The following is a 20,878-nucleotide window of genomic DNA, read 5'->3' on the forward strand; positions in this document are numbered from 1 at the left end:
ACATATAATATAATTATAAATAAACTAGGGGGACTACTTATGACACTTTTACTACAAATCATAGTACCACTTATATTTGCACTATATTTATTTACCATCTATCGTAATAATACTATTGGAAAAGCTGCTTTTCTTTTAGCGGTCATAATTGGGATTTTCGGTTTAGAGAATATTTTTCAATATGCTAGTTTAACAGATCATGCTGTTTATCCATATTGGGGCAGTTTGAAAGCTGTTGTTATCATTTTATCAGTCGTATTTCTATTTAAAAAAGGTGGTCTGACAGGAAAATACTAATTTGTAAAGCTATACATATTTTCTTGTCAGATTGCTTTTATTTTATAAAAGAAGAAATGTCCATGTAAAAACAAGAAGGAGTGTGTTACATATGTCTATAAATATTATTTCTATAGTTTCTATTATAATATGGATTGTGTTGATTACAGAACTTATAAAACCTTCAAAAGAACAGAATGGACGAAAAATCGTAACTTTATTATCTGCTGGTTCCGCATCGACAATTATTTTGACGGTTTCATTTATTCAAAATATCCCGTTTTGAAATTGGTAGTGATATAATTACAAGAAAATATTTATAAATAAAAAAGATTAGGATTCGCTCCTAATCTTTTTTATCATTCAATTGCACCAGCAACATCATAATCATTTAAATCCAATTCAATAGGCTGTCCGAGCGCTAGTTTAGCAAGTTCTGCTCCTAAGTATGGACCAGCTGTTAAACCTGAAGCTCCTAATCCATTCGCAACGAGAATTCCTTCAAAGTTAGGTATTGGTCCGATAACAGGTAAGAATCCTGGTGTGAATGGTCTGAATCCTACTCTCGTTTCAAGCATTGTAGCATCTTCTAAGCCAGGTGCAACTGCTAACGCTTTATGGAATACTTCATGTAAACCACCTGCAGTTACACGGTGATCGAAACCAGTATCATTCTCATGTGTTGCACCAATTACAACATGACCATTATCAAACGTTAATATATATTGATCGTTTGGTGGCATAACAACAGGCATATTTTCTGTTGCTGTATTTTCCATTTGCAGGTGAACAATTTGTCCTTTTTGGAACGTAACTAAGAAATTAATTCCTAATGGGTTTAATATTTCGTTCGCCCATGCGCCAGCAGTTACAATAACCTTTTCTGCTAAAATTGTCTCGTCATTTACTTTAACTCCAGTAATATGATTCCCTTCACGGACTAATACTGCATCTCCTTTTATGAAAGTTGCACCATGTTTTTTCGCAGCGCTTATTAATGCGTTGCGTAATAATCTTCCGTTTACTCTTGCAGCACCACTAATATGAACAGAACTATATTCTTCTGATAATGCCGGGAATAATTTTTTCGTTTCTTCAGCTGATAAACGCGTAATTTCACCAATCTCTGGTGCATCTTCACGTCGTTTATAAGCTCGCTCTTCCATTTGATCTAGTTTTTTCTCGTCAGTATGTAAACTAATTGCACCTACACGGTTGTAACCTGTATCCGTTTCACCGTCTTCTTCTAATTGTTGAATTAACGAAGAATAGTAACGTGCACCGCTTTTAACGATTTTATACCACGCTTTATTACGACGTTGTGAAAGCCATGGACATACTATACCTGCTGCTGCATCAGTTGCTTGCCCTAATTGTTGGCGATCCATGATAGTAACATTCGCACCAGCCTTAGCCAGATGATAAGCAGTAGACGCTCCTAAAATTCCAGATCCAACTACAATATACGATTTCATTTCAAACACCTTTTCTCTTTACTAATTATATAAATATAAGAACATTCTTAAGTATAATAGAAGGAATCCTTTTTTCAATGTACTCATCGCAATTAATTGTTTCATCATTGTGACTTTCCTAATCGTTATTTTTTCTTCTTACGGAATAATTCAATTGTTTTATAGCCTTGTGAAAGGATTTCAATCATTTTCTCAAAACGTTTTTCACGTGTTTTTTCTTGTTTCACAGAAAATAAATTACGTGCCCAATCTTTTTGATATCCAGGAGTTAAACTTTGATAAAATTTAAGTTCATTGGGATGATTAGCTAATAAAGCTTCAACATCTTTAATTCGATCTGCATAATCGGCAACACATTGACTCATAGCAGGCGTTTTCGTCGCTTTTTTCTTTTCACGCTTTAAGCCTACAACAGTAAAGACGTCATCCATACTTACCATTCGAGCAAATTTAATTTCGCTTTCTCCTACATATCCATCTTCACCAACGCTTAATGCTGGAAACATCTCATCACGGTGAATAAACGTACTGTAACGAGCATTACCTTTTTTCGGATATGCGAAAAACACATAACCTTTTTCAAGTAATAATGCTTCATTACTAATAATAAAATTCGTTTGTTTCACCATTTCATCAAGCGTTTCAACAAAAATAAAAATAGCATCGTGTTCTTTTGAAAATGCAGTTTCTTTACCTGTGAAAATGTCATAATCACTTGGTTCGTTAATAACAACCATATTCGTATACTTATCAAGTTTCAATTTATCGATAACTGACATAATAATCTTCCTTTACATTCGAAATTCATTGTACATACTTTTTTATACTGTTCTAGTGTATTATATCTAGTTAGAAAATCAAACTTTAAATAGTATTATTCTGTTTCAAAAGAACAAAAATCTTTATTTGAAGAGCTGGTTTTACAAGAGGATGATGGAAAAGAACCAGTTTTTAATTCATATGAAGAGGCTGCAGAAACATTAAAAACATTAGAAGAAAACCTTTTAAACCAAAAATTATACAAATAGCCGATTCCGAATAAGAACAGGCTATTTGTATAATCACAACTCAATAGCAAATAAAGTATATAAAAGCTCTCTATATTGATCTTCTGTAATTTCACGCTTAGTTTTTGCTCCATACATCATTTCAGTTAAACTAGAATTCGTTAAAGAGATATGGCCAGCGTTCGTCAACTTTACTGCAATTGGTCCTTTATTGAAAATAGACTTTTCATCTTCTACCACTCTTCTTTGAACATCGTTTACTACTGTCTCGTCAATAATATGAGTATAAAAAGCATGACAAATTTTCCATTCTCCATCAACATCTATTCTTTCTAGAACATAATTGCCTTTACTCGTATCTTTTCGTCTCACCCGGTACGAACCGTTTTTTGAAGAAACAGACTCACCAGTAAAAGGTACAAGAACGAGAGGTACTAACGAAGCTATACCTACATCAATTAAATACTGTACGTTATCTTTATTTAAAATAATTGTTATATGTCCGTCCTCAAGTGCCCAAGCATTTATATCATTTTTATATACAGTACCTAGTGCGAGTTGTACATCATAACCACTATCTTTTAAAAAATAATAAAAAAGAGTATTTAATTCATAACAAAGCCCACCGCGGGAACTAGTTAAAATTTTCTCTTGTAAGTTTTTCATAGAAATTGCATTTATATTACCTGCTATAACATCTAAATTCTCAAACGGTATTGTGTGAGCAAATGCAAAGAGTATTGTACTTAATTCTTCAAACTTTATTTCAGTACGTTTTTCAAGGTTTAATCTTGTAAAGAGTTGGTCTTGTAAATCTGTCATATTCAGCACTCCTTAATAAGTTATAAGTTAAAATAATATATGCTGATTGTATATGTGATGAGGTACTGTAACAATGTACATTTCGATTAACTGTACCGGTACAAAAATTCTAATTCACAAGATAACCTAATATAAGAAATTAAAATAAGAGGCATCATTAAAATGCCTCTTATTTACTCTGGGATGCTACGAATATAAATGTAATAGTTTGTCTATGGATACACTATTAATATTACTTAAATCAATAAAATATTGAAGTTGCCACATTTGGCTCTTTTTAGCTTGATTACTAACAGGGTTATCCCATATAGGATAAACTCTCATAGCCATCTTTCCTTTTTGACTTTGAGTTTTTAATATTTTTTCTTCAAGAAGAATCTCTTTCGGGAAAATAAATTGTCCTAGTTTATGATCATTAATACATGTGATAACTAATAAGTCAGGAGCAGCGTCATAAGAAAACGCTTGATTTTGCATGTTTTCATTTTTCTCCCAAAAAGAAACAAATTGACCAATTTTGTTAGGAGTAATTTTTGATACTCTAAAACGTATCGTTTTGTTATTTAAGTGAAATAACGCCCCAGCATACTCTGAGTTTTGTCTTTCTTCTTTTAGATTAGTGATTATTAAGTTATTAGGTTTATATACTATGTCATTTAAATTTTGAATGATATCATTAAAGTTGTTCAAGTAAACTCCCCCTTTATCCACCTTTTAGTTTATCACAAACATTAGTTCTTATATATCGTGTAGATAATATATAGTAATAACGACGTGAAAAAGAGGGTTATTTTAGTGGAATATGATTATGCAGGTTGACTAGATTATTTCAATGTACCCAATTTTTCAATTGCTTGTTGTTCAGTTGCTAAATAAAAAATATTATTACCTTTATTACATTCATAAATGAAGTCTTTTAAGCTTTTACTAGTGTACATAGAAAAATCCCCAACGATAGCAATCTTTACCTTGTAGTTTATAAACTTTTGAAGGATATCGCCCGCAAGCCGTGTTTTTAGATCAAAGAAATCTTCACTTATTAAAGATTTATGGATAATAATATGTTTCGCATCTACATCATATTGAACTGTTGCCATAGTATCTAATGCAGACTGAACATCCGATATTAATATCTTATCGTTTCTAATGACCGCAATATTGATTCCATCGATTACTACTTTCTTTATTTCCATAGTCCCACCCCTTTATAATTTACACAGTATGAGTAAAATTGTTTTACAAAACTTCGTATTAATCATAGATTAAATTAGCCGCAGCTATTAAAATCGCCTCTATTTTTTATTGTAAATATCTATTTTTTATTACTAATACGGTCAATGAAATTAATGATAGTTTCTTTTTTGTATTTTTGAATATATATATAATTTCTTTTACTTGTTATAAAAATATTGTGGAGTAACATAACTTAACAAACTATCCAAAGTGTTAATCTCGGCATATGGTTGTATTTTGGTAGTATTCTTGATTTTCTGAGGGTTAAACCACACACCTTTTATATTTGCATTTTGAGGACCAGCAATATCCTTTTCTAAGTCATCCCCAACAAATAAAGTATTTTCCGGTTGTAAATTTAGCTCATTTAATGCTAGTTCGAATATACGTTTATCAGGTTTACTAAATCCCACTTCTTCAGAAATAATAATTGTTTCAAAATACCTATTTAAATTCGTGTTAAATATTTTAGCTTTTTGCCTCTGAGTTGATCCATTTGTTATAATTCCAACTTTAAAGTGCTTCTTTATTTGATTTAAGAAATGAATAGTATTTTGGTCTATTGAAAAACATCTAGGGAAATTATTATTCCAAAAATCTTGGATGTAATTGCGTGGCAATCTATACCTTGGTGTGAATTCATCAAACAATGATTCTAAAACTGTCGTTTTATTACTTATGCCATATTCTCTTTTATCGTATTCTTTGAATTTCTGTAACATGTTGCTTTTAGCCGCACCATCTACATTTTCATAACACTTTTCTAACACAATTAAAAATAATGCCTCTACTGCTTTATCCCTATCAAGTAATGTATCATCTAAATCAAACAGCATCGCTTTATAACCCATCAAATAATTTCACAACCTTTCTCGCATGATTTAAATAATCCTTAGTTCACACCTTAAGCGTTTACTAAATTAGCAAAAAAACTCTAAAGTTTGTGACGTACACTCTATAATTTCGCTAGCTTTTTTTTATTGAAATTCATTTCCGTTTCCCCTTCTAGTAAGTAGCGAAAGTATATGTTCACACAGTTTAAGAAATCACATGTAGTTCCCAATATTATACATTAGTTTTTTAGAAATATAAATCGTTCAGCTTTTCATACGATAAGTTTTTTCAAGCATACAATTATTTTTTCATAAAACGGAATATGGCTAATAATATTTTTTTGGAGAATACACATTCTTGAAAATGAAGCTAATACGTTAAACGTCCTATGAAGTTCCTATTGTATCTCCACATAAACTCCAGATAGTACGGCTATAATGACTACCAGAGGTGATATTATGAAAAACTATCATATTCTCGTGGTAGAGGACGATCAAGAAATTCAGGAATTAATTAAACAATTTTTAATGACACAGCATTATACAGTGGTAGTCGCTTCAGATGGACTAGAGGGTATGACACAATTTAATAATCAATCATTTGATTTAATTCTTCTAGATGTCATGATGCCCAATCTTAATGGGTTTGAAGTTTCTAAAATGATTCGAAGTCAGTCAAACGTACCAATTATTATGCTAACTGCGTTGGAAGAAGAGGAAGATCAAATGAAAGGATTCGACCTTGGGATCGATGATTATATAACAAAGCCCTTTTCATTTCATGTTTTGATTAGACGAGTCGAAGCTGTACTTAGAAGAAGTTATGATAAAAATGTAAATAATCATTTGATATTTAAAGAAGTGCGTATTGATGTGGATGCATATAGAGTATATGTAAATGACGTTGAAATTATATTAACGACAAAAGAGTTTGAAATTCTACAACTACTATTTCAAAATGAGAGAAAAGTACTCACAAGAGAAAATATCGTTGAAAAGGTTTGGGGTTACGATTATTTTGGAGAAACACGAATAATCGATACACATATTAAAAACCTACGCAAAAAATTAGCTATCCCTTATATTAAAACAATAAAGGGTATTGGATATAAAATTGATGAATAGTATTGTGAAACTCATGAAAATGAAGCAAATTACTTATAAACTCTTTATGACTACATCTCTCATTTTATTATCCTTTGCAATATTGATTTATTTAACTTTATACTTCTTTCTTCCGACGTTTTATGAGCAATATAAAACAGATCAACTTCAAACAGGGATAAACGAAATCATTGATAAATCTAAAAATCTTACGTTTCAAGATGCGATACCACTTTTTGATGAATACGCCAAAAAAAATAATGCGATGCTTTATCTTCAAAATAAAGAAGGAATAATTATTTACTCTCCTTCATTTTCTTTTATTCAAAGTGGTACGCAAAAAACAGTAGTTACTAAAGCAACACGATTCGAGAATGCAAGTACCCTTAGCAATTCATATAACGTTACGAAACCAATTCAATTTCAAGATGGTAGTTTAACGCTTGTAGTGTTTGCTACATTTCAACCGATTGATGAAGCTTCACAGGTTTTAGTACGCTTTCTCCCCTATATTAGTATCATTGTGCTCGTTATTGGTATAGGGAGTGCTTATTTTTATTCCAGGTTTATTACAAATCCACTTATTTATATTAATGAAGGTGCACAAAAGATGGCAAATTTAGATTTCTCCGAAAAAATTGAGGTTCGCTCTACAGATGAGTTAGGAGAATTATCTAATAGTTTGAATGACATGTCTATTAACTTGCAACAAGCTATGTTTGATTTAAAAAAAGCAAATGAACAATTAAAAAATGATATTGAAAAAGAAAGAGAAATAGAAACAAAACGCAGAGAGTTTTTTGCGATTGTAGCACATGAATTAAAGTCCCCTCTTACTGTAATGAAAGGATACTTAGAAGGAATGATATACAATATTGGCCCTTATCAAAATCGCGATCAATATTTAAAGAAGAATCATCAAATTATTGAAAGTATGGAACAATTAGTTCGTGAAATTTTAAGCGTATCGAAATTAGAACAACACACCTTTAAACTAAAAGTAGAAAAAGTTAATCTTTCAAAGTTAATAAATACAATTACAAAAGATCTCGAATTTTTCGCTTCACAAAAAAACATCCAAATAATAAAAGAAATTGATTCTGACCTTTCCGTTTATACAGATTATGTTCTTTTAGAAAAAGCATGTAAAAATATTATCCATAATGCGGTTATGTATTCACCACATAATGAAAAAGTTTATATACAGTTAAGTAAGGATCCTAAACAAGGTCAAATTAAAATGCAAATTATGAATACAGGTGTCAATATTAAAGAAGAAGATATACAACAAATTTTCAAACCGTTTTATCGAATTGAAAAATCAAGGAATCGAAATACTGGAGGAAGCGGTTTAGGACTATATATTGTGAAACAAATTCTTGAAACGCTAGATATAAAGTATTCTATAAAAAATATGGAACATAGTGTGCAATTTTGCATGAACATTCCATTATCTAAACAAAAAACAAACAAACTCCCCTCTTAGTAGGACGAGTTTATTTGTTTTTGTAGTAAGTATAAACTTATGATGAAATCATTATAGTGGAAATAGATTATGAAATTGATTCAAGTTTAGGATAGTTCATTTTATAATTTGATTTTGGAGTTAGCATAACAATTGTATATATAAAATTTTTAAATGGATTTGATCACTAGTTGGTTTTAGAAAACCTATAGTTATTACCGTTGATGTTGAGGTACAGACCGCACATCAAAAAAACCACAATAAGAAAAATAAAAGCCTTGCTGCATTTGAAGTGTGGCAAAGCTTTTTTAAATTGCTCAATTGTTGTTCCACTAACGTCTTTGTTAGCTAACACTTTAATTGTTTTAATAGCCTTTTGTTTAATTCCCACAATGCTGTTTTGTTGCTATCCCATTTCAAAAGGGTTACTGCTTCCTCAAAGCATAACCATTTATAATTGAAGTGTTCCTTAGATAATGAAATATTTTTTGTAGGAACTTTAACTCCAAAAGAAAATTCTTTTATTACATAAACTTCTTCTCCCCAAAGGAATCCGTCAACTACATCCTCTACTGGTAATGACGACACAGAATCTAATGTTATATATGGGCATTCTCTTATAATACCAGCCTCTTCAAACTCTTCCCGTTTTGCTGATTCAATAGGAGTCTCACCATCTTCTCCACCACCAGCTATTCCTTGCCAATAACCATAATCACTTCGGTTAAAAATGGCATATTGAATGGAATCATCCGTTTTTATATAAGGAAAAATCAATACTTGATATGGTGCTCTCATTGTTTAAGCTCCTCCCGAAAATAAGCTTTAAATACATATGAACAATTTATTCACTAACTTGCCGTTTTAGTGAATAAAGAGCCGGCATCACAATTCTACATTAATAATGCAGGTTTATGGTCGCGGCTCTCCATTTTTAAAGAATTTTATTTTTCATAAACGGGGGTCACCATACATGTCCATCAACTCAAGAGGTTTTAATACCCTCAAATACTCAAAAGCGTCATCCTTTCTAATGAATCCCTCGATTCAAGATGAACTACTACCATTTGCAGAAGAATTAAAATGATATCACTCGTACGGTTTCCAAATCCATCATATTCATACGCATTGATCGTTCCATCTGCTATCGTATTCATAGGAAACAGTTCGTAAAGATTCGCCCTATATTTCTAACGCATCAAGATTTATAAAAGTTTTTTACAATTTTATATTTGATTTTTTAGTAACTCAACATATTATATCGTTAGAACTGAGTTACATATTTAAAAATCATAATCTGGAAAATCTGCAGATGTGCGGGTTCTTTTTTGTAACATAACATCAGAAAGTAGAGGTGAAACGAATAGGAACTTTAAAGTCTTTAAAACGTGATGCATATCTTTTTATTGCGATGTTAATTTATTTTTATGGCATCTTCATCTCAATACTTATTATGGACAGTACATTTAACTGGTTAAGCTTTATACTTGCATTGCTATCCCTATGTGCCTTAGTTTTCACCATACAAGACATTAAAAATAAGAATTACAGAATAAAATAAAAAAGCATCTGATTCAGATGCTTAACTCTCAATTTTATAAAATATTGACGCCCATGACCATACAGCTACCAAATACAATACATAGTAAACCTAACAGGATTAAAAACTCTGGTAGATCAAAGTGGTCTAGTAGCGCACCTATTAATAATCCAAAGGGATAGAATACAATTTCGATCCAGGTTACGCCCCCTGCTTTTTTTATTTCTCGGTAAGATACAATGCTAACAATTAAAATGCCTAACACAATCAATCCTATCCCTAACATCATTCATCAATTCACTCTTTTTAAAATTTAAAAATCTAGCTTTTCACTTTCATATACTGCTCTTTTACACGTGCCAGTAAGTCCCGCAGCTTATTTTCTACAGGATGTTCTTGATTTTCTGGTACTTCTCTTCCATTTGATGAAAAGCTTTGTGAGCATGCACTTTGTGTAACTTCAAATTTTGCATATGGGAAAGTGTGCTCATTTTCTTCACCAACGTTTTCAGTAGTGCTTCCATTTGAACCAGCGCGTATGCAGTTCTCGTCAAGTTTTGTGCGCTTCCCTTCCTTGTTTACCGTGTAATAGGTATCGTTGACCGTACCATATTTCATATCGGCTGTAGATGTTACTGCGGTTCCGTCTGCGGTGAATGTAACTACACGAAAACCATCTTCTTCTGGCAACAATTCCGCTCCAGGTACATTGTATAGTATCACTAAATCTCCTTCGTACGCTTCAGGAATGAGATAAATCGTATTTGTGGTGTCTTTTCCAAATCGGATACAACCGCTTAATACAATCATAAAAAAGATTCCGAAATAAATTATTACGTTTCTCATAGAGTCTCTCCCGTTATTTGTAAGAATGGTATAGTATTTATTATATAATGCAATATATTTCCTTGGATAGAATAAGTTTCTGGTTTAAAGACAGCTTTCCTTAGCTTGATGGTGATGTGGTATTCCCTAAAAAGAAAGACTAAGGAAGGTCCCATAAACTAAAGCTCTCCTTTAGTTGAAAAAAAGGAATCCTCTCATTGTTTCTCACTTTGTAAATCTTATTGTTTACTAAAGATAAAGTGGTCACGTGCAGATGGTCAGCAATGTATCTGCGTAGCCACAACATGACATTAATTCGTCTAGGATAAAAGCCATTTGAAAAATCATCGTCTTTAGATAATATTTCCGATGATATTGTGATGGAGCTTGTTGTTTTTGTGATTTTTATAAATAAAATTAATGGATATATTAAAAACCGTACTCATAAATGGAACAAATGTGTTACTTAGATTGTCTATTACGTATAAAAAGGTGTTCTTGGTAGTTCTCTCCTTTTGTAATGCAAGAAATACAAGATGAGTCCTATCCTGTACATTTGTTAATTGTATTGGTATGTAAAATACCAATACAAAATCCATAAATTCTTGAAAGAGGTTGAAAATGTATGATCGTTCCAAAGAAGTTTTTTCACATTTCGCATTATAAAAAGATGCTACCTGTAGTATTACTTTCATGTGTAACGCTTATAGGCTGTTCCAATAGTAATATTCAATCCGAACCTCCGAAACAAACAAAACAAGAAAATACAAGTAATCATTCTTTTGTTAAACTTGAAAAAGAATATGATGCTAAACTTGGTATTTATGCATTGGACACAAGTACGAATCAAACTGTTACTTATCGTTCAGATGAACGTTTTGCATACGCATCTACCCACAAAGCACTTGCTGTTGGAGCACTGTTACAAAAGAAATCAATAGAAGATTTAGAACAAAGAATTAAGTATACTAGCAAAGATCTTGTGAATTACAATCCAATTACTGAAAAATATATAGATACAGGTATGACTTTGAAAGAACTTGCGGATGCTTCCATTCGATATAGCGATAATACTGCACAAAATCTTATTCTTAAGCAATTAGGTGGGCCAAGTGAATTCAAAAAATCACTGAGAGAAATAGGAGATACTGTCACAAATCCTGAACGTTTTGAACCAGAATTAAACGAAGCGCAGCCAGGAGACACTCGTGACACTAGTACCCCAAAGGCATTAGCTACTAGTCTTCAAGACTACGCGCTAGGCGATATACTTTCAATTGAGAAACGAAACTTTTTAATAGATTTGATGAAAAGAAATACTACGGGGGACAACTTAATTCGTGCTGGAGTTCCAGGAGAATGGGAAGTAGCCGATAAGACTGGCTCTGGATCTTATGGAACAAGGAATGATATCGCAATCATTTGGCCACCAAATAAGAAGCCAATTATTCTTGCGATACTTTCTAATCATGCGAAAGAGGATGCGAAGTACGATGATAAGCTTATTGCAGATGCAACGAAAATAGTGTTAGATGTTTTAAAAGTAACGAATAAATAATAATAGTCATGAATGTAAGCTGCTCCTACTTTACGGTACATATCGTTTGAAAGACATTTACGTATATAAACGCTAAGAAGTATCATTGAATGTATTTAAATTATTCAATACCAAATAATAAGCATCTCTTGTTAAAAGGGTGATTATGTTTTAAATGAGCAAATACTTTATATATAGCTTTTGAGTAATCCAATTTTAGTTTTTTGAAATTTAGTATGCAGCACTGGAATACACGTTTATTCACTATAGTTGTCGAATATTCTGTGCTTAATTATCTCCAGACTGATATACTATAAACACAATTGTTCTTGAAGGGTGATGATATTATGTATGAACAACAAAATAATAGGGATAGAGATCAAAAAATGATGTTTTCTATGCAAGGAATTCCCACAAATAAAGTTAACATGAATCAATTACCTAAATGGATTAGAATTTTCGGCTATTGTGCGTTTGGTTGGATGATAGTATTTAGTTTCATTATGATTGTAGGTTTAATTCTTCAATAACTATACAGATAAACAATTAAACAGGACGGTATTTAGATCATATATCTAGGTAATGTCCTGTTTTTCATATATAATTCCTCATTGATATAGTTAACCGGTCATAACAAAAAGAACCTGTAGAATATTCTACAAGTTCTTTTTTTAATATTGTTAAAAAAGGAACAACAAACTATCTTAACATTCAATACAGGGAGACCATTTTGATTATGGCTTGGTTTTATTGTATATCAATTATTAATATTTGAAGAAATATTTTTTTAATATTATGTGAATTAAAAACCTAGAGTGTTTATTTTAAATTTCATTTACTACTAACTTCTTCTTACTTAAATAAACTGCACGATCAGATTTTTTAGCAACTTCCTGTGAGTGCGTCACAACAATAATACATTTATTTTCTTTATGTGCAAGTTCTTGAAACAGTTCTATTATATCCATTGCCGTTTCTTCGTCGAGGTTTCCTGTTGGCTCATCCGCAATCAGTAAATCAACATTACAAGATAATGCTCGAGCAATTGCTACACGCTGTTGTTGCCCGCCACTTAGTTGCAGAACGTTACGTTTCGCTTCTACTTCTGTGAGTCCTACCTTTTCTAATAATTCTAATGCCCTTGCAGTTTTATTTTGCACTTTAACACCTGTAATTTCCATTGCTGTTAGGACATTTTGAAGAGCAGTCATATAGGTAATCAAATTATAAGATTGGAAAATTACAGATACATGTTGATTGCGGTATCGATCCAAACCAATTTTTCGAATATCTTTTCCATTATACAGGACATAACCATTTTTAGGGACATCCAGTCCGCAACCTAAGCTCAGAGTTGTGGTTTTACCAGATCCAGATGGTCCTAAAATTGTGTAGAAATGCCCTTTTTGAAAAGAAAAATTAACATTATCTAGTATCGCTACATTTTTCCCATTACTTTCATAATAATAATCCAAATTTTTAAATTGTAAAATCGTTTCCATATCGATCCTCCTTATTCATCTTTTAAAAGAATTTGTTTTGGATTTAAACGTAGAATTGATAATGCTGGAAGAAGCGTTGCTAATATAGCAATAGCTAGTCCTATCCCTCCCATTTTGCCTACATCTTCTCCTGTTACACTTACATCAATTTTATCAATCGGATCCTCTTTTTGATTTTGTACAGTTCCACCAGGTCCAGACATCATTACAGTCCCATTTTGCGGGTTGTTTGTTTCTTCGCTTGCTGTAGCAACTTCACTTGAAAGTAAATTATCCCCTATATATTGAGAAACTTTAGCTCCTGTTGTTATGGATAATCCAAAAGCTAAAATAGCGATACATACTACTTCTACTACGAACTGCGCCATCAGCTTCCACTTTTTTTCTCCAATGGACAATAGAATCCCCATTTCTTTACGACGTCCTTTAATCGATAACATAATGATTAATCCTAATATAATCGCACCTGCAATTGATACAATATAAATAATCATTTGAGAAGTAGATGAGATATTTTCGATAGGCCCAATCATTTGTTTGTACAATGAATCATGTGCATCTAATTTATAGTAATTAAAATTAATTTTAGATTTTTTTGCTTCTTTTTTAAATGCTTCAATGTTTTGTGGGTCTTTCAAGAAATACACGACTTGAATGCTACTTATACCTTGATCTACTTCAAATTTTTTCATAGTTGAATGCGGCATATATAGTTTATTAGCTGGATCCATTATAGGAGGGGCCTGTTGACCCATTGCTTGCTCATTCGTTTCGTAAATACCGATAATTTCAACCTCGAGGGTTTCCTTCTTATCCCCTGATTGCACTTTAACTTTGTCTCCTACTTTCAAATTGTTTAATTCCGCTAATCGTTTTTCCATTAAAGCTACATTCTGATCTTTCATCTGTTCTGTAATTGGTTTCCCATCAATGATTTTACTTTTTCCGTTCTTAAAGCTTTCTTGTAATGCAGTCTTGCGAACTCCCTCAATCATAAAAGAAGCATTCATATCTATTTCTGTACCGGAGCTTGAACCGCCTCGTACAGCCGCCATTCCCGCTTTACCCTTTCCTTCTTCTTCTCCTTCTGAAGCTCCTACTAGTTTAAGTCCATCCGAGATTCCGAATGTATTGCTTATGTAATTATAGTCTTTTACATACTTTGACTTCGCTAACTGATCTGCTTCTTTCGTGTTGAGCTTCGGTGGATTAGGCATCTCTCCAGTTTCCTGAGCCTGTTGACCTAATTTGTCAAAATCAAGACTTAAAGTAACATCTGCACCTAGTTTTTTTCTTGCTGCATCCGCAGCTTTTTTTGATGCATTTTGGATTGTAAATCCTGCCAACACTAAATTTGTAACAATTAGGAAGACTGCCATCAAAATTAATGATGTTCCTACTCTTTTTTTCATACTGAGAATTGCTCTTTTCATAAAGTTCATTTTTTTCTTACCTCCTTGATAACTTATATTCTATATAGGTTATCTAGAGTCTATATGGAGCTAATCGGTAGTTTATCTAGAGATATAAGGAGTTTATGTGTAGTTATTCAATGACTTTGGTGAAGAATATTGGTAAGGAGCTAGTCCATATATATTAAGATTCATTGAATGAGAGCTTACAAATCTATGCTTATTATGTAATTTCTATAGAGCTAATTAAAAGCACCCTATTTGAATGGTTATATGTGGTTTGTTAAATATGAAAATCCATTAATGAATATGGCGTTTTATTGAAGTTGGTCGGATTTTTTAATAATAATATTGTGTTAAAAAGCCTAATATATCATTTTATAAGTTAGGCTTTTATGTTATCTATAAGAAAAAGTTATAGAGACTCATAATATTTTATAATTTAACCTATTGTATTTAAACAAGTAAAATAAAAGTAACAAGTGCATACATTAAGGAGGTTTTTTAATAGTGACAGAAACTATAACATTTAGGATTGCTACGGCAGATGATTTAGATGATATTGTAAAAATGCTTGCTGATGATGTTTTAGGCAATAAAAGAGAGCGCTATGAAACACCACTCCCTGATAGTTATATAAGAGCATTTCATGCTATTGATTGTGATCCAAATAATGAGTTGATTGTAGCGTGTGATGGGACGGAGATTGTTGGTCTTCAACAAATTACATTTACGCCTTACATTGCACGTCAAGGGGGTTGGAGAGCTACTATTGAGGGGGTACGGACAGTCTCATCAAAACGTGGTAAAGGTATAGGAACTAAACTTATTAAATGGGCTATTCAACGGGCTACATTGCGGGGATGTCATTTAGTACAGTTAACAACAGATAAAGAACGACAGGAAGCGTTGCAATTTTATAAGAAATTAGGATTTAAAGATTCTCATGAAGGATTAAAACTTTTTCTTTAATGAATATTGTTATTTATATACCCAAAAGATGCATATTGTAAGGTTCATTGACTACCGGCTTCGAAAACTATAGTAACTATCACTGAATAAAATATATTAATTGATACATTGTTCATCATTTAAATTACATTACTTCAAACGGTGTATCTTTTGATACGAAAATAAGCAAGTTAATGTTCTCTCATATAAATGAGAATATTAACTTGTCTTTTAAATTGTAGTATAAATTATTTATGGTTTTATTTTATTGTTAGTTTTATAATATAATATACAAATTTATCACCTGGCTTTATAATTCAAGCACGTACTATTAGACGAAAAAAATATTTTAAATTTAATTTACAGTATAAATAAAACATAAATTTTGTCCATGTTTTAAACAATATGTATTTTGGAGGAAGTTAATTTGATTTTTTCAAAACTCATTGATCGATACGCCTTGTATGATTTGCACAAAAAAAGAAGTGGAGAGTTTCAATATACTTCTCTTTCTAACACCGCACTAGATATAAAGGATATAGAATTTTTTTATAAAGTACAACCATCTAATATTCATTTTAACATTAAGCATGCAAAGCAAGAAAAGGAATACATGGTTGGACAGTTCAAATATAAAAGCTCGGTTCAATCTGGTGATTCACGCAACGATTCTGTAACTGGGGAATTATTTTTACATGAAAACGAAGATGCACCTCATGTCATCTTCGTTCACGGTTGGAGAATGGATTCTAACGAACGTGTAAAAAAAATATTTCACGACCATATGACTAACTTGAAGTGGAATATGTATTATTTTACTCTACCCTATCATTTTGAAAGAAAACCCAACCAATCCCTATTCAGTGGAGAGTACATGGTAAGTGCTAATATTGAACGAACTGTACAAGCCACTAGACAAGCGGTAGCTGATTTACGAACTTTGATTAAATGGATTAAAGCAAATAAAAATGGTCCCTTGATTTTAATAGGAATCAGTTTAGGTGGGGTTATTACAAACCTAACAGCTCTTGTTGAATCAGACATTGATGTATTGGCATCCATTTTCTACGCGAATCGACTTTCATATTCAATTTGGAAGACAAATCCAGGTAAATTCATTAGAAAAGATTTGGAACATCATGGTGTAACGTATAATGATTTAATAGATTATTGGAAAATCACTGAACCGAGTCAAGCATTACCAAAAGTGAAAAAAGAAAATATTTTATTAATTTCAGGCAAGCACGATCTATATGTGCACCGTGAGGATACGGACTACTTGTGGGCATCTTGGGAAAAACCTACTCGATATATTTATACATGTGGGCATGCTGGGATTGTTCTTAAACGTAAAAAAATTGCAACTGATACTATCAATTTTATTCAGAATCGATTGAACTCCCCACACTTTCCCAATGTCATGCTTTAATACAAGAGATTACTAAGTACAGGATTTTATACTTATAATGTTTTATTTTATACTGAGCTCATTTTTAAATCTTTCTATTGTCACCTCCCTTAACCTTGCATGATTGGAAAATGATATAGAATTTAAGAAGAAACTATGAAATAAACTCGCCATATGGAAAAGCGCTACTTATTCACCAGATATTATTGTTGTTTAGCTTGTTTATGCAATATTACATATAAAATGCTTTATTTGTTCTGTTATAATTTTAAGAGTAAGTTATTCATCCATTCATTTACACCATCCATATCTACAATTATGGAAACCCTAATTACACATAAAAAAAGAGAAGAACATTGGTGAGTTCTTCTCTTTTTTTATTTTTTTAAGATTCCTATCCAAAGTAATTATTGCAATTACTTCAAGCTGGCTTTTGAATTATAAATTCTGATTTTCATACTTCTTCATGATTCTATATAAGGAAAAAAGAATTTACTCCTTTTCTAACCAAATAAAAGGAATTTTTTTAAACAGTTATTTTAATTTGTACTGTTCTCCTATATTAATGCCGGCCCATGAGTATTTTCTTAAATTATATATTAAGGAATACAAATTTACTAATCCTTTCCGAATATGAATTCGAACATGTATCCGTTGCAATATGCCATTAAAATAAAACGGATCACCTCTTGGTTCAATTAGAAAACTACTTGTAAATAACTACAACGACATGAAAACACTTTACTCCTAAATTAATCACTTGTATTACTGGTTGCATGAAACTCCTTCTTGAGAAAGCTTCTAATTTCCGAATATTCTGTTGACTGCTAAGACATATTCAATTTACAATTTAATTGTGATGTTTTTTCACAATTAAACTACTTAGAATACACTTCATTTTTTTCGAAAACAATTACAAATAGAGGTGCTAAAATGAAAACAAGAGTAAATCCAGAGTTATTACAAGGGTTAGAGATGTTTCCAGATCTCGATTTACGCCCGGAAAACTTGCAATCAATCAGAGAAGGAATAGCTCAAATGAGACCACCTACCGTTGTTGATGAATCCCTTTCGTTAACTGATGAAATCATTATTGGACCTGATGATAATCCGTTACCATTAAGAATTTATCGTCCAAAATCAAATAATGAATTTTTACCTGTCTTATTATGGATACATGGTGGTGGTTATATCTTAGGTTCTATAGATGATAACGATGATACTTGTATGAGATTTGCAAAAGAAGCTGGCTGTGTGGTCGTATCTGTAGACTACCGCTTAGCACCTGAACACCCTTACCCAGCACCAATTGAGGATTGTTATTCAGCTTTAAAATGGATCGCTGATAATGCAAAGTCATTAAACATTGATTCGAATCGAATTGGGGTTGCAGGAGTAAGTGCTGGCGGTGGACTAACAGCAGCATTATCATTATTAGCGCGAGATCGAAAATATCCTTCAATTTGTTTACAAATGCCACTATATCCAATGATTGATGACCGAAATAATACACCTTCAGCGAATGAAATTAAAGAGGGATTTGTTTGGAACCAAAAAGCAAATGAAGCTGGGTGGAAAATGTATTTAGGAGAAATGTATGGAACGGATAAAATCCCTGCCTATGCAGCGCCTTCCCGAGCGGAGGATTATAGTGACTTACCATGTACTTACACATTTGTTGGCCAATTAGATCCATTCCGCAGTGAAACATTAACCTATGTAAGCAAACTAGCGCAAGCTGGTGTTGATGTCGAGTTTCATTTATATCCAAATGCCTATCACTGGTTTGAAGGGTTAAATCAAAATGCCGATGTATCTATTTACGCTGTAAACGAAATGGTACAAGCAGTAAAGACCGGTTTCAAAAGAGTCTCTAAGGTTGAGGCTTAATCCCTATACAAGAAAAACACTCGTAAATAGTATAATAGCCGATTCTCATTTAGAATCGGCTATTAATGTGTAAAATTCACCTAATATATCAAGGTTGAGAAACGGATATAAGATGTTTAGGCGATGTGTTTATTTCCTCTGCCAATGCTTTTATGTTCATCATGATTTGAATTATTTCTTCTTTTGTTGTCCTTGGGTTGATAGAGCAAAGTCGAATTACTACTTTTCCTTTTAATTTAGTCGTACTTAGCATAGCAAATCCTCTTTGATTAATTTCTTCCACCAGTTTTTTGTTTATTTCATGAATTGTATCTGTAGATGTTAGCTCACATGGAATATAACGAAAAGTAACAATTCCTAACTGTGCAGGTGTTACCACTTCCCAATCTTTTTCTTTCCTTAAAAACTCTTCAACTTGTTCAGCCAACATAATGCCATGATCAATTGCCTCGCGAAAAGCTGTGACTCCAAATACTTTAAAAGAAAGCCATACCTTTAATGCCCTAAATCTACGAGAAAGTTCAATTCCACGCTCCCCAAAATTCACTTTTTCTTCTATATTAGTTTCTGTATCCTTAATATACTCTGGGATCATACGGAATGTTTCACTTAAATATTGGCTATTTCGAATGAGTACACAACCGACATCATAAGGCTGAAAAAGCCATTTGTGCGGGTCTAACGTCAAAGAATCGGCACGATGAATTCCACTTAACAACTCCCTTCCTTTTTCGCTAAGAATTGCTGCAGCCCCATAAGCCCCATCCGCATGCAGCCATACATCTTCATCACTACAGAGATCAGCCAATTCATTAAGAGCATCAACTGCTCCGCAATTCGTTGTCCCTGCATTAGCAATAACACAAAATGGTTTTTTTCCTTTTAATCGATCTTCTTTTATTTGCCTTCTTAAAGTACTAACTGAAATTTTTAAATCTTCATCTGTTTCAATTCGGCAAATTTGAGAATTTTTAAAACCTAATACTTTAAGTGCTCGATCTACAGAAAAATGAGTTTGGTTAGAAAAATACACAACCGCATTTTCTATGTCATTATTCAACTTGACCTGTCTCGCTACAGTAAGTGCAGTCAAATTAGCCATGGAACCGCCACTGACAAATAGCCCTTCAGCTGAATCAGGGAATCCTAGCATTGATTTTAACCAGTTGATTGTCGTTAATTCAATTTGTTCCGCACCTGCACCTACTATCCAAGCTGTAGGGAATACATTAAACCCACTTGCTAAAAAATCTGCTACTACACCAACATAATTATTCGGACCTGGCACAAAAGCCATAAAATGAGGATGGTCCACATGAGTAATTTGATTAAACACATTGTTATTAAGAAAATGAAGTAACTCTTTTGGGTTGGATCCGTTTTCTGGAATTGTTTCAATTAGCTTGTCTCTAAAAATATTACTATCAATTGTTTCCGAAACTGGTTTACTTTTTAAATGATTCATATGATCAACAATCAAGTCCACAGCTTGATATCCTAACTGACGCATCTCTTCGGCTGATAACTGCAAGTTTTTTGTCATTTGGTTTACTCCTATTCTATTTAAAAAGGCGAGTTCTTGCTCGCCTTTTTATTTT

Annotated in this window: 22 protein-coding genes; 9 read left to right on the forward strand and 13 right to left on the reverse strand. The window is 32.3% G+C overall.

The window, feature by feature from the left end:
- Nucleotides 1-39 precede the first annotated feature (39 nt).
- Nucleotides 40-297, forward strand: a complete 258-nt coding sequence (locus MHB70_RS12085; RefSeq protein WP_000173573.1) for a hypothetical protein — start codon at nucleotides 40-42, stop codon at nucleotides 295-297.
- A gap of 91 nt (nucleotides 298-388) precedes the next feature.
- The gene (locus MHB70_RS12090; RefSeq protein ID WP_000026324.1) at nucleotides 389-562 is read left to right on the forward strand and encodes a hypothetical protein; all 174 of its coding nucleotides are present in this window, start codon (nucleotides 389-391) and stop codon (nucleotides 560-562) included.
- Nucleotides 563-635: 73 nt separating this feature from the next.
- On the opposite strand, the gene MHB70_RS12095 is transcribed toward MHB70_RS12090, so the two are convergent.
- From MHB70_RS12095 to MHB70_RS12120, 6 genes are all read right to left on the reverse strand, one after another.
- On the reverse strand, nucleotides 636-1,751 hold the full coding sequence (locus MHB70_RS12095; RefSeq protein WP_000844376.1) for an NAD(P)/FAD-dependent oxidoreductase: 1,116 nt from the start codon (nucleotides 1,749-1,751) through the stop codon (nucleotides 636-638).
- 125 nt (nucleotides 1,752-1,876) lie between these two features.
- Complete coding sequence (locus tag MHB70_RS12100; RefSeq protein ID WP_000110838.1) at nucleotides 1,877-2,530, reverse strand: YdeI/OmpD-associated family protein; 654 nt, start codon at nucleotides 2,528-2,530, stop codon at nucleotides 1,877-1,879.
- Between the two features lie 282 nt (nucleotides 2,531-2,812).
- Nucleotides 2,813-3,580: an arylamine N-acetyltransferase family protein gene (locus tag MHB70_RS12105; RefSeq protein WP_061529789.1), complete on the reverse strand. Its 768-nt coding sequence runs from the start codon at nucleotides 3,578-3,580 to the stop codon at nucleotides 2,813-2,815.
- 186 nt (nucleotides 3,581-3,766) lie between these two features.
- Nucleotides 3,767-4,270, reverse strand: coding sequence for a MepB family protein (locus MHB70_RS12110; protein ID WP_001058755.1), 504 nt, complete (start codon nucleotides 4,268-4,270; stop codon nucleotides 3,767-3,769).
- A 134-nt stretch (nucleotides 4,271-4,404) separates the two neighbouring features.
- A complete protein-coding gene (locus tag MHB70_RS12115; protein WP_061529790.1) occupies nucleotides 4,405-4,773 on the reverse strand; it encodes a DUF4180 domain-containing protein in 369 nt (122 codons plus the stop codon).
- A gap of 198 nt (nucleotides 4,774-4,971) precedes the next feature.
- Nucleotides 4,972-5,664 carry an HAD family hydrolase gene (locus MHB70_RS12120; RefSeq protein WP_000540715.1) on the reverse strand — a complete coding sequence of 231 codons (693 nt, stop codon included), beginning with the start codon at nucleotides 5,662-5,664 and terminating at the stop codon, nucleotides 4,972-4,974.
- Between the two features lie 441 nt (nucleotides 5,665-6,105).
- Between MHB70_RS12120 and MHB70_RS12125 the strand changes: the two genes are divergently transcribed.
- Both MHB70_RS12125 and MHB70_RS12130 read left to right on the forward strand, forming a co-directional pair.
- Entirely contained in the window at nucleotides 6,106-6,771 is a 666-nt protein-coding gene (locus tag MHB70_RS12125; protein WP_000800729.1) for a response regulator transcription factor, read from the forward strand.
- The gene (locus MHB70_RS12130) at nucleotides 6,764-8,236 is read left to right on the forward strand and encodes a sensor histidine kinase (RefSeq protein WP_061529791.1); all 1,473 of its coding nucleotides are present in this window, start codon (nucleotides 6,764-6,766) and stop codon (nucleotides 8,234-8,236) included. Before MHB70_RS12125 ends, MHB70_RS12130 begins: the two co-directional genes overlap by 8 nt.
- A 327-nt stretch (nucleotides 8,237-8,563) precedes the next feature.
- On the opposite strand, the gene MHB70_RS12135 is transcribed toward MHB70_RS12130, so the two are convergent.
- The 4 genes from MHB70_RS12135 to MHB70_RS12150 all read right to left on the reverse strand — a co-directional run bounded on the left by MHB70_RS12135 (nucleotide 8,564) and on the right by MHB70_RS12150 (nucleotide 10,601).
- On the reverse strand, nucleotides 8,564-9,013 hold the full coding sequence (locus MHB70_RS12135) for an NUDIX hydrolase (RefSeq protein ID WP_001202614.1): 450 nt from the start codon (nucleotides 9,011-9,013) through the stop codon (nucleotides 8,564-8,566).
- Between the two features lie 206 nt (nucleotides 9,014-9,219).
- Nucleotides 9,220-9,372 carry a hypothetical protein gene (locus tag MHB70_RS12140; RefSeq protein WP_002038895.1) on the reverse strand — a complete coding sequence of 51 codons (153 nt, stop codon included), beginning with the start codon at nucleotides 9,370-9,372 and terminating at the stop codon, nucleotides 9,220-9,222.
- Nucleotides 9,373-9,810: 438 nt separating this feature from the next.
- Nucleotides 9,811-10,044 carry a hypothetical protein gene (locus tag MHB70_RS12145; RefSeq protein ID WP_000979111.1) on the reverse strand — a complete coding sequence of 78 codons (234 nt, stop codon included), beginning with the start codon at nucleotides 10,042-10,044 and terminating at the stop codon, nucleotides 9,811-9,813.
- A gap of 32 nt (nucleotides 10,045-10,076) precedes the next feature.
- Nucleotides 10,077-10,601, reverse strand: a complete 525-nt coding sequence (locus MHB70_RS12150; protein ID WP_061529792.1) for a DUF6843 domain-containing protein — start codon at nucleotides 10,599-10,601, stop codon at nucleotides 10,077-10,079.
- A 604-nt stretch (nucleotides 10,602-11,205) separates the two neighbouring features.
- Between MHB70_RS12150 and bla the strand changes: the two genes are divergently transcribed.
- On the forward strand, nucleotides 11,206-12,138 hold the full coding sequence (gene bla / locus MHB70_RS12155; protein ID WP_061529793.1) for a class A beta-lactamase: 933 nt from the start codon (nucleotides 11,206-11,208) through the stop codon (nucleotides 12,136-12,138).
- 326 nt (nucleotides 12,139-12,464) lie between these two features.
- Complete coding sequence (locus MHB70_RS12160; RefSeq protein ID WP_000273228.1) at nucleotides 12,465-12,647, forward strand: hypothetical protein; 183 nt, start codon at nucleotides 12,465-12,467, stop codon at nucleotides 12,645-12,647.
- Nucleotides 12,648-12,941: 294 nt separating this feature from the next.
- Here MHB70_RS12160 and MHB70_RS12165 read toward each other — a convergent pair whose 3' ends face one another.
- Together MHB70_RS12165 and MHB70_RS12170 are read right to left on the reverse strand one after the other, a co-directional pair.
- Nucleotides 12,942-13,619 (reverse strand): ABC transporter ATP-binding protein, encoded by a 678-nt coding sequence (locus MHB70_RS12165; protein WP_000447845.1) that lies wholly within the window; start codon nucleotides 13,617-13,619, stop codon nucleotides 12,942-12,944.
- Between the two features lie 11 nt (nucleotides 13,620-13,630).
- A complete protein-coding gene (locus MHB70_RS12170) occupies nucleotides 13,631-15,061 on the reverse strand; it encodes an ABC transporter permease (protein WP_001010237.1) in 1,431 nt (476 codons plus the stop codon).
- Between the two features lie 480 nt (nucleotides 15,062-15,541).
- Between MHB70_RS12170 and MHB70_RS12175 the strand changes: the two genes are divergently transcribed.
- From MHB70_RS12175 to MHB70_RS12185, 3 genes are all read left to right on the forward strand, one after another.
- Nucleotides 15,542-16,003, forward strand: coding sequence for a GNAT family N-acetyltransferase (locus MHB70_RS12175; RefSeq protein ID WP_000140903.1), 462 nt, complete (start codon nucleotides 15,542-15,544; stop codon nucleotides 16,001-16,003).
- Nucleotides 16,004-16,409: 406 nt separating this feature from the next.
- Nucleotides 16,410-17,411, forward strand: coding sequence for an alpha/beta hydrolase (locus tag MHB70_RS12180; RefSeq protein ID WP_000577691.1), 1,002 nt, complete (start codon nucleotides 16,410-16,412; stop codon nucleotides 17,409-17,411).
- 912 nt (nucleotides 17,412-18,323) lie between these two features.
- Nucleotides 18,324-19,280 carry an alpha/beta hydrolase gene (locus MHB70_RS12185; RefSeq protein WP_000857947.1) on the forward strand — a complete coding sequence of 319 codons (957 nt, stop codon included), beginning with the start codon at nucleotides 18,324-18,326 and terminating at the stop codon, nucleotides 19,278-19,280.
- Between the two features lie 88 nt (nucleotides 19,281-19,368).
- Here the strand turns inward: MHB70_RS12185 and MHB70_RS12190 are convergent, their stop codons facing one another.
- Nucleotides 19,369-20,823, reverse strand: coding sequence for a pyridoxal phosphate-dependent decarboxylase family protein (locus MHB70_RS12190; protein WP_061529413.1), 1,455 nt, complete (start codon nucleotides 20,821-20,823; stop codon nucleotides 19,369-19,371).
- Nucleotides 20,824-20,878 lie beyond the last annotated feature (55 nt).

Source organism: Bacillus sp. FSL M7-1020 (genome assembly GCF_038050415.1).
Classification (GTDB): domain Bacteria; phylum Bacillota; class Bacilli; order Bacillales; family Bacillaceae_G; genus Bacillus_A; species Bacillus_A toyonensis.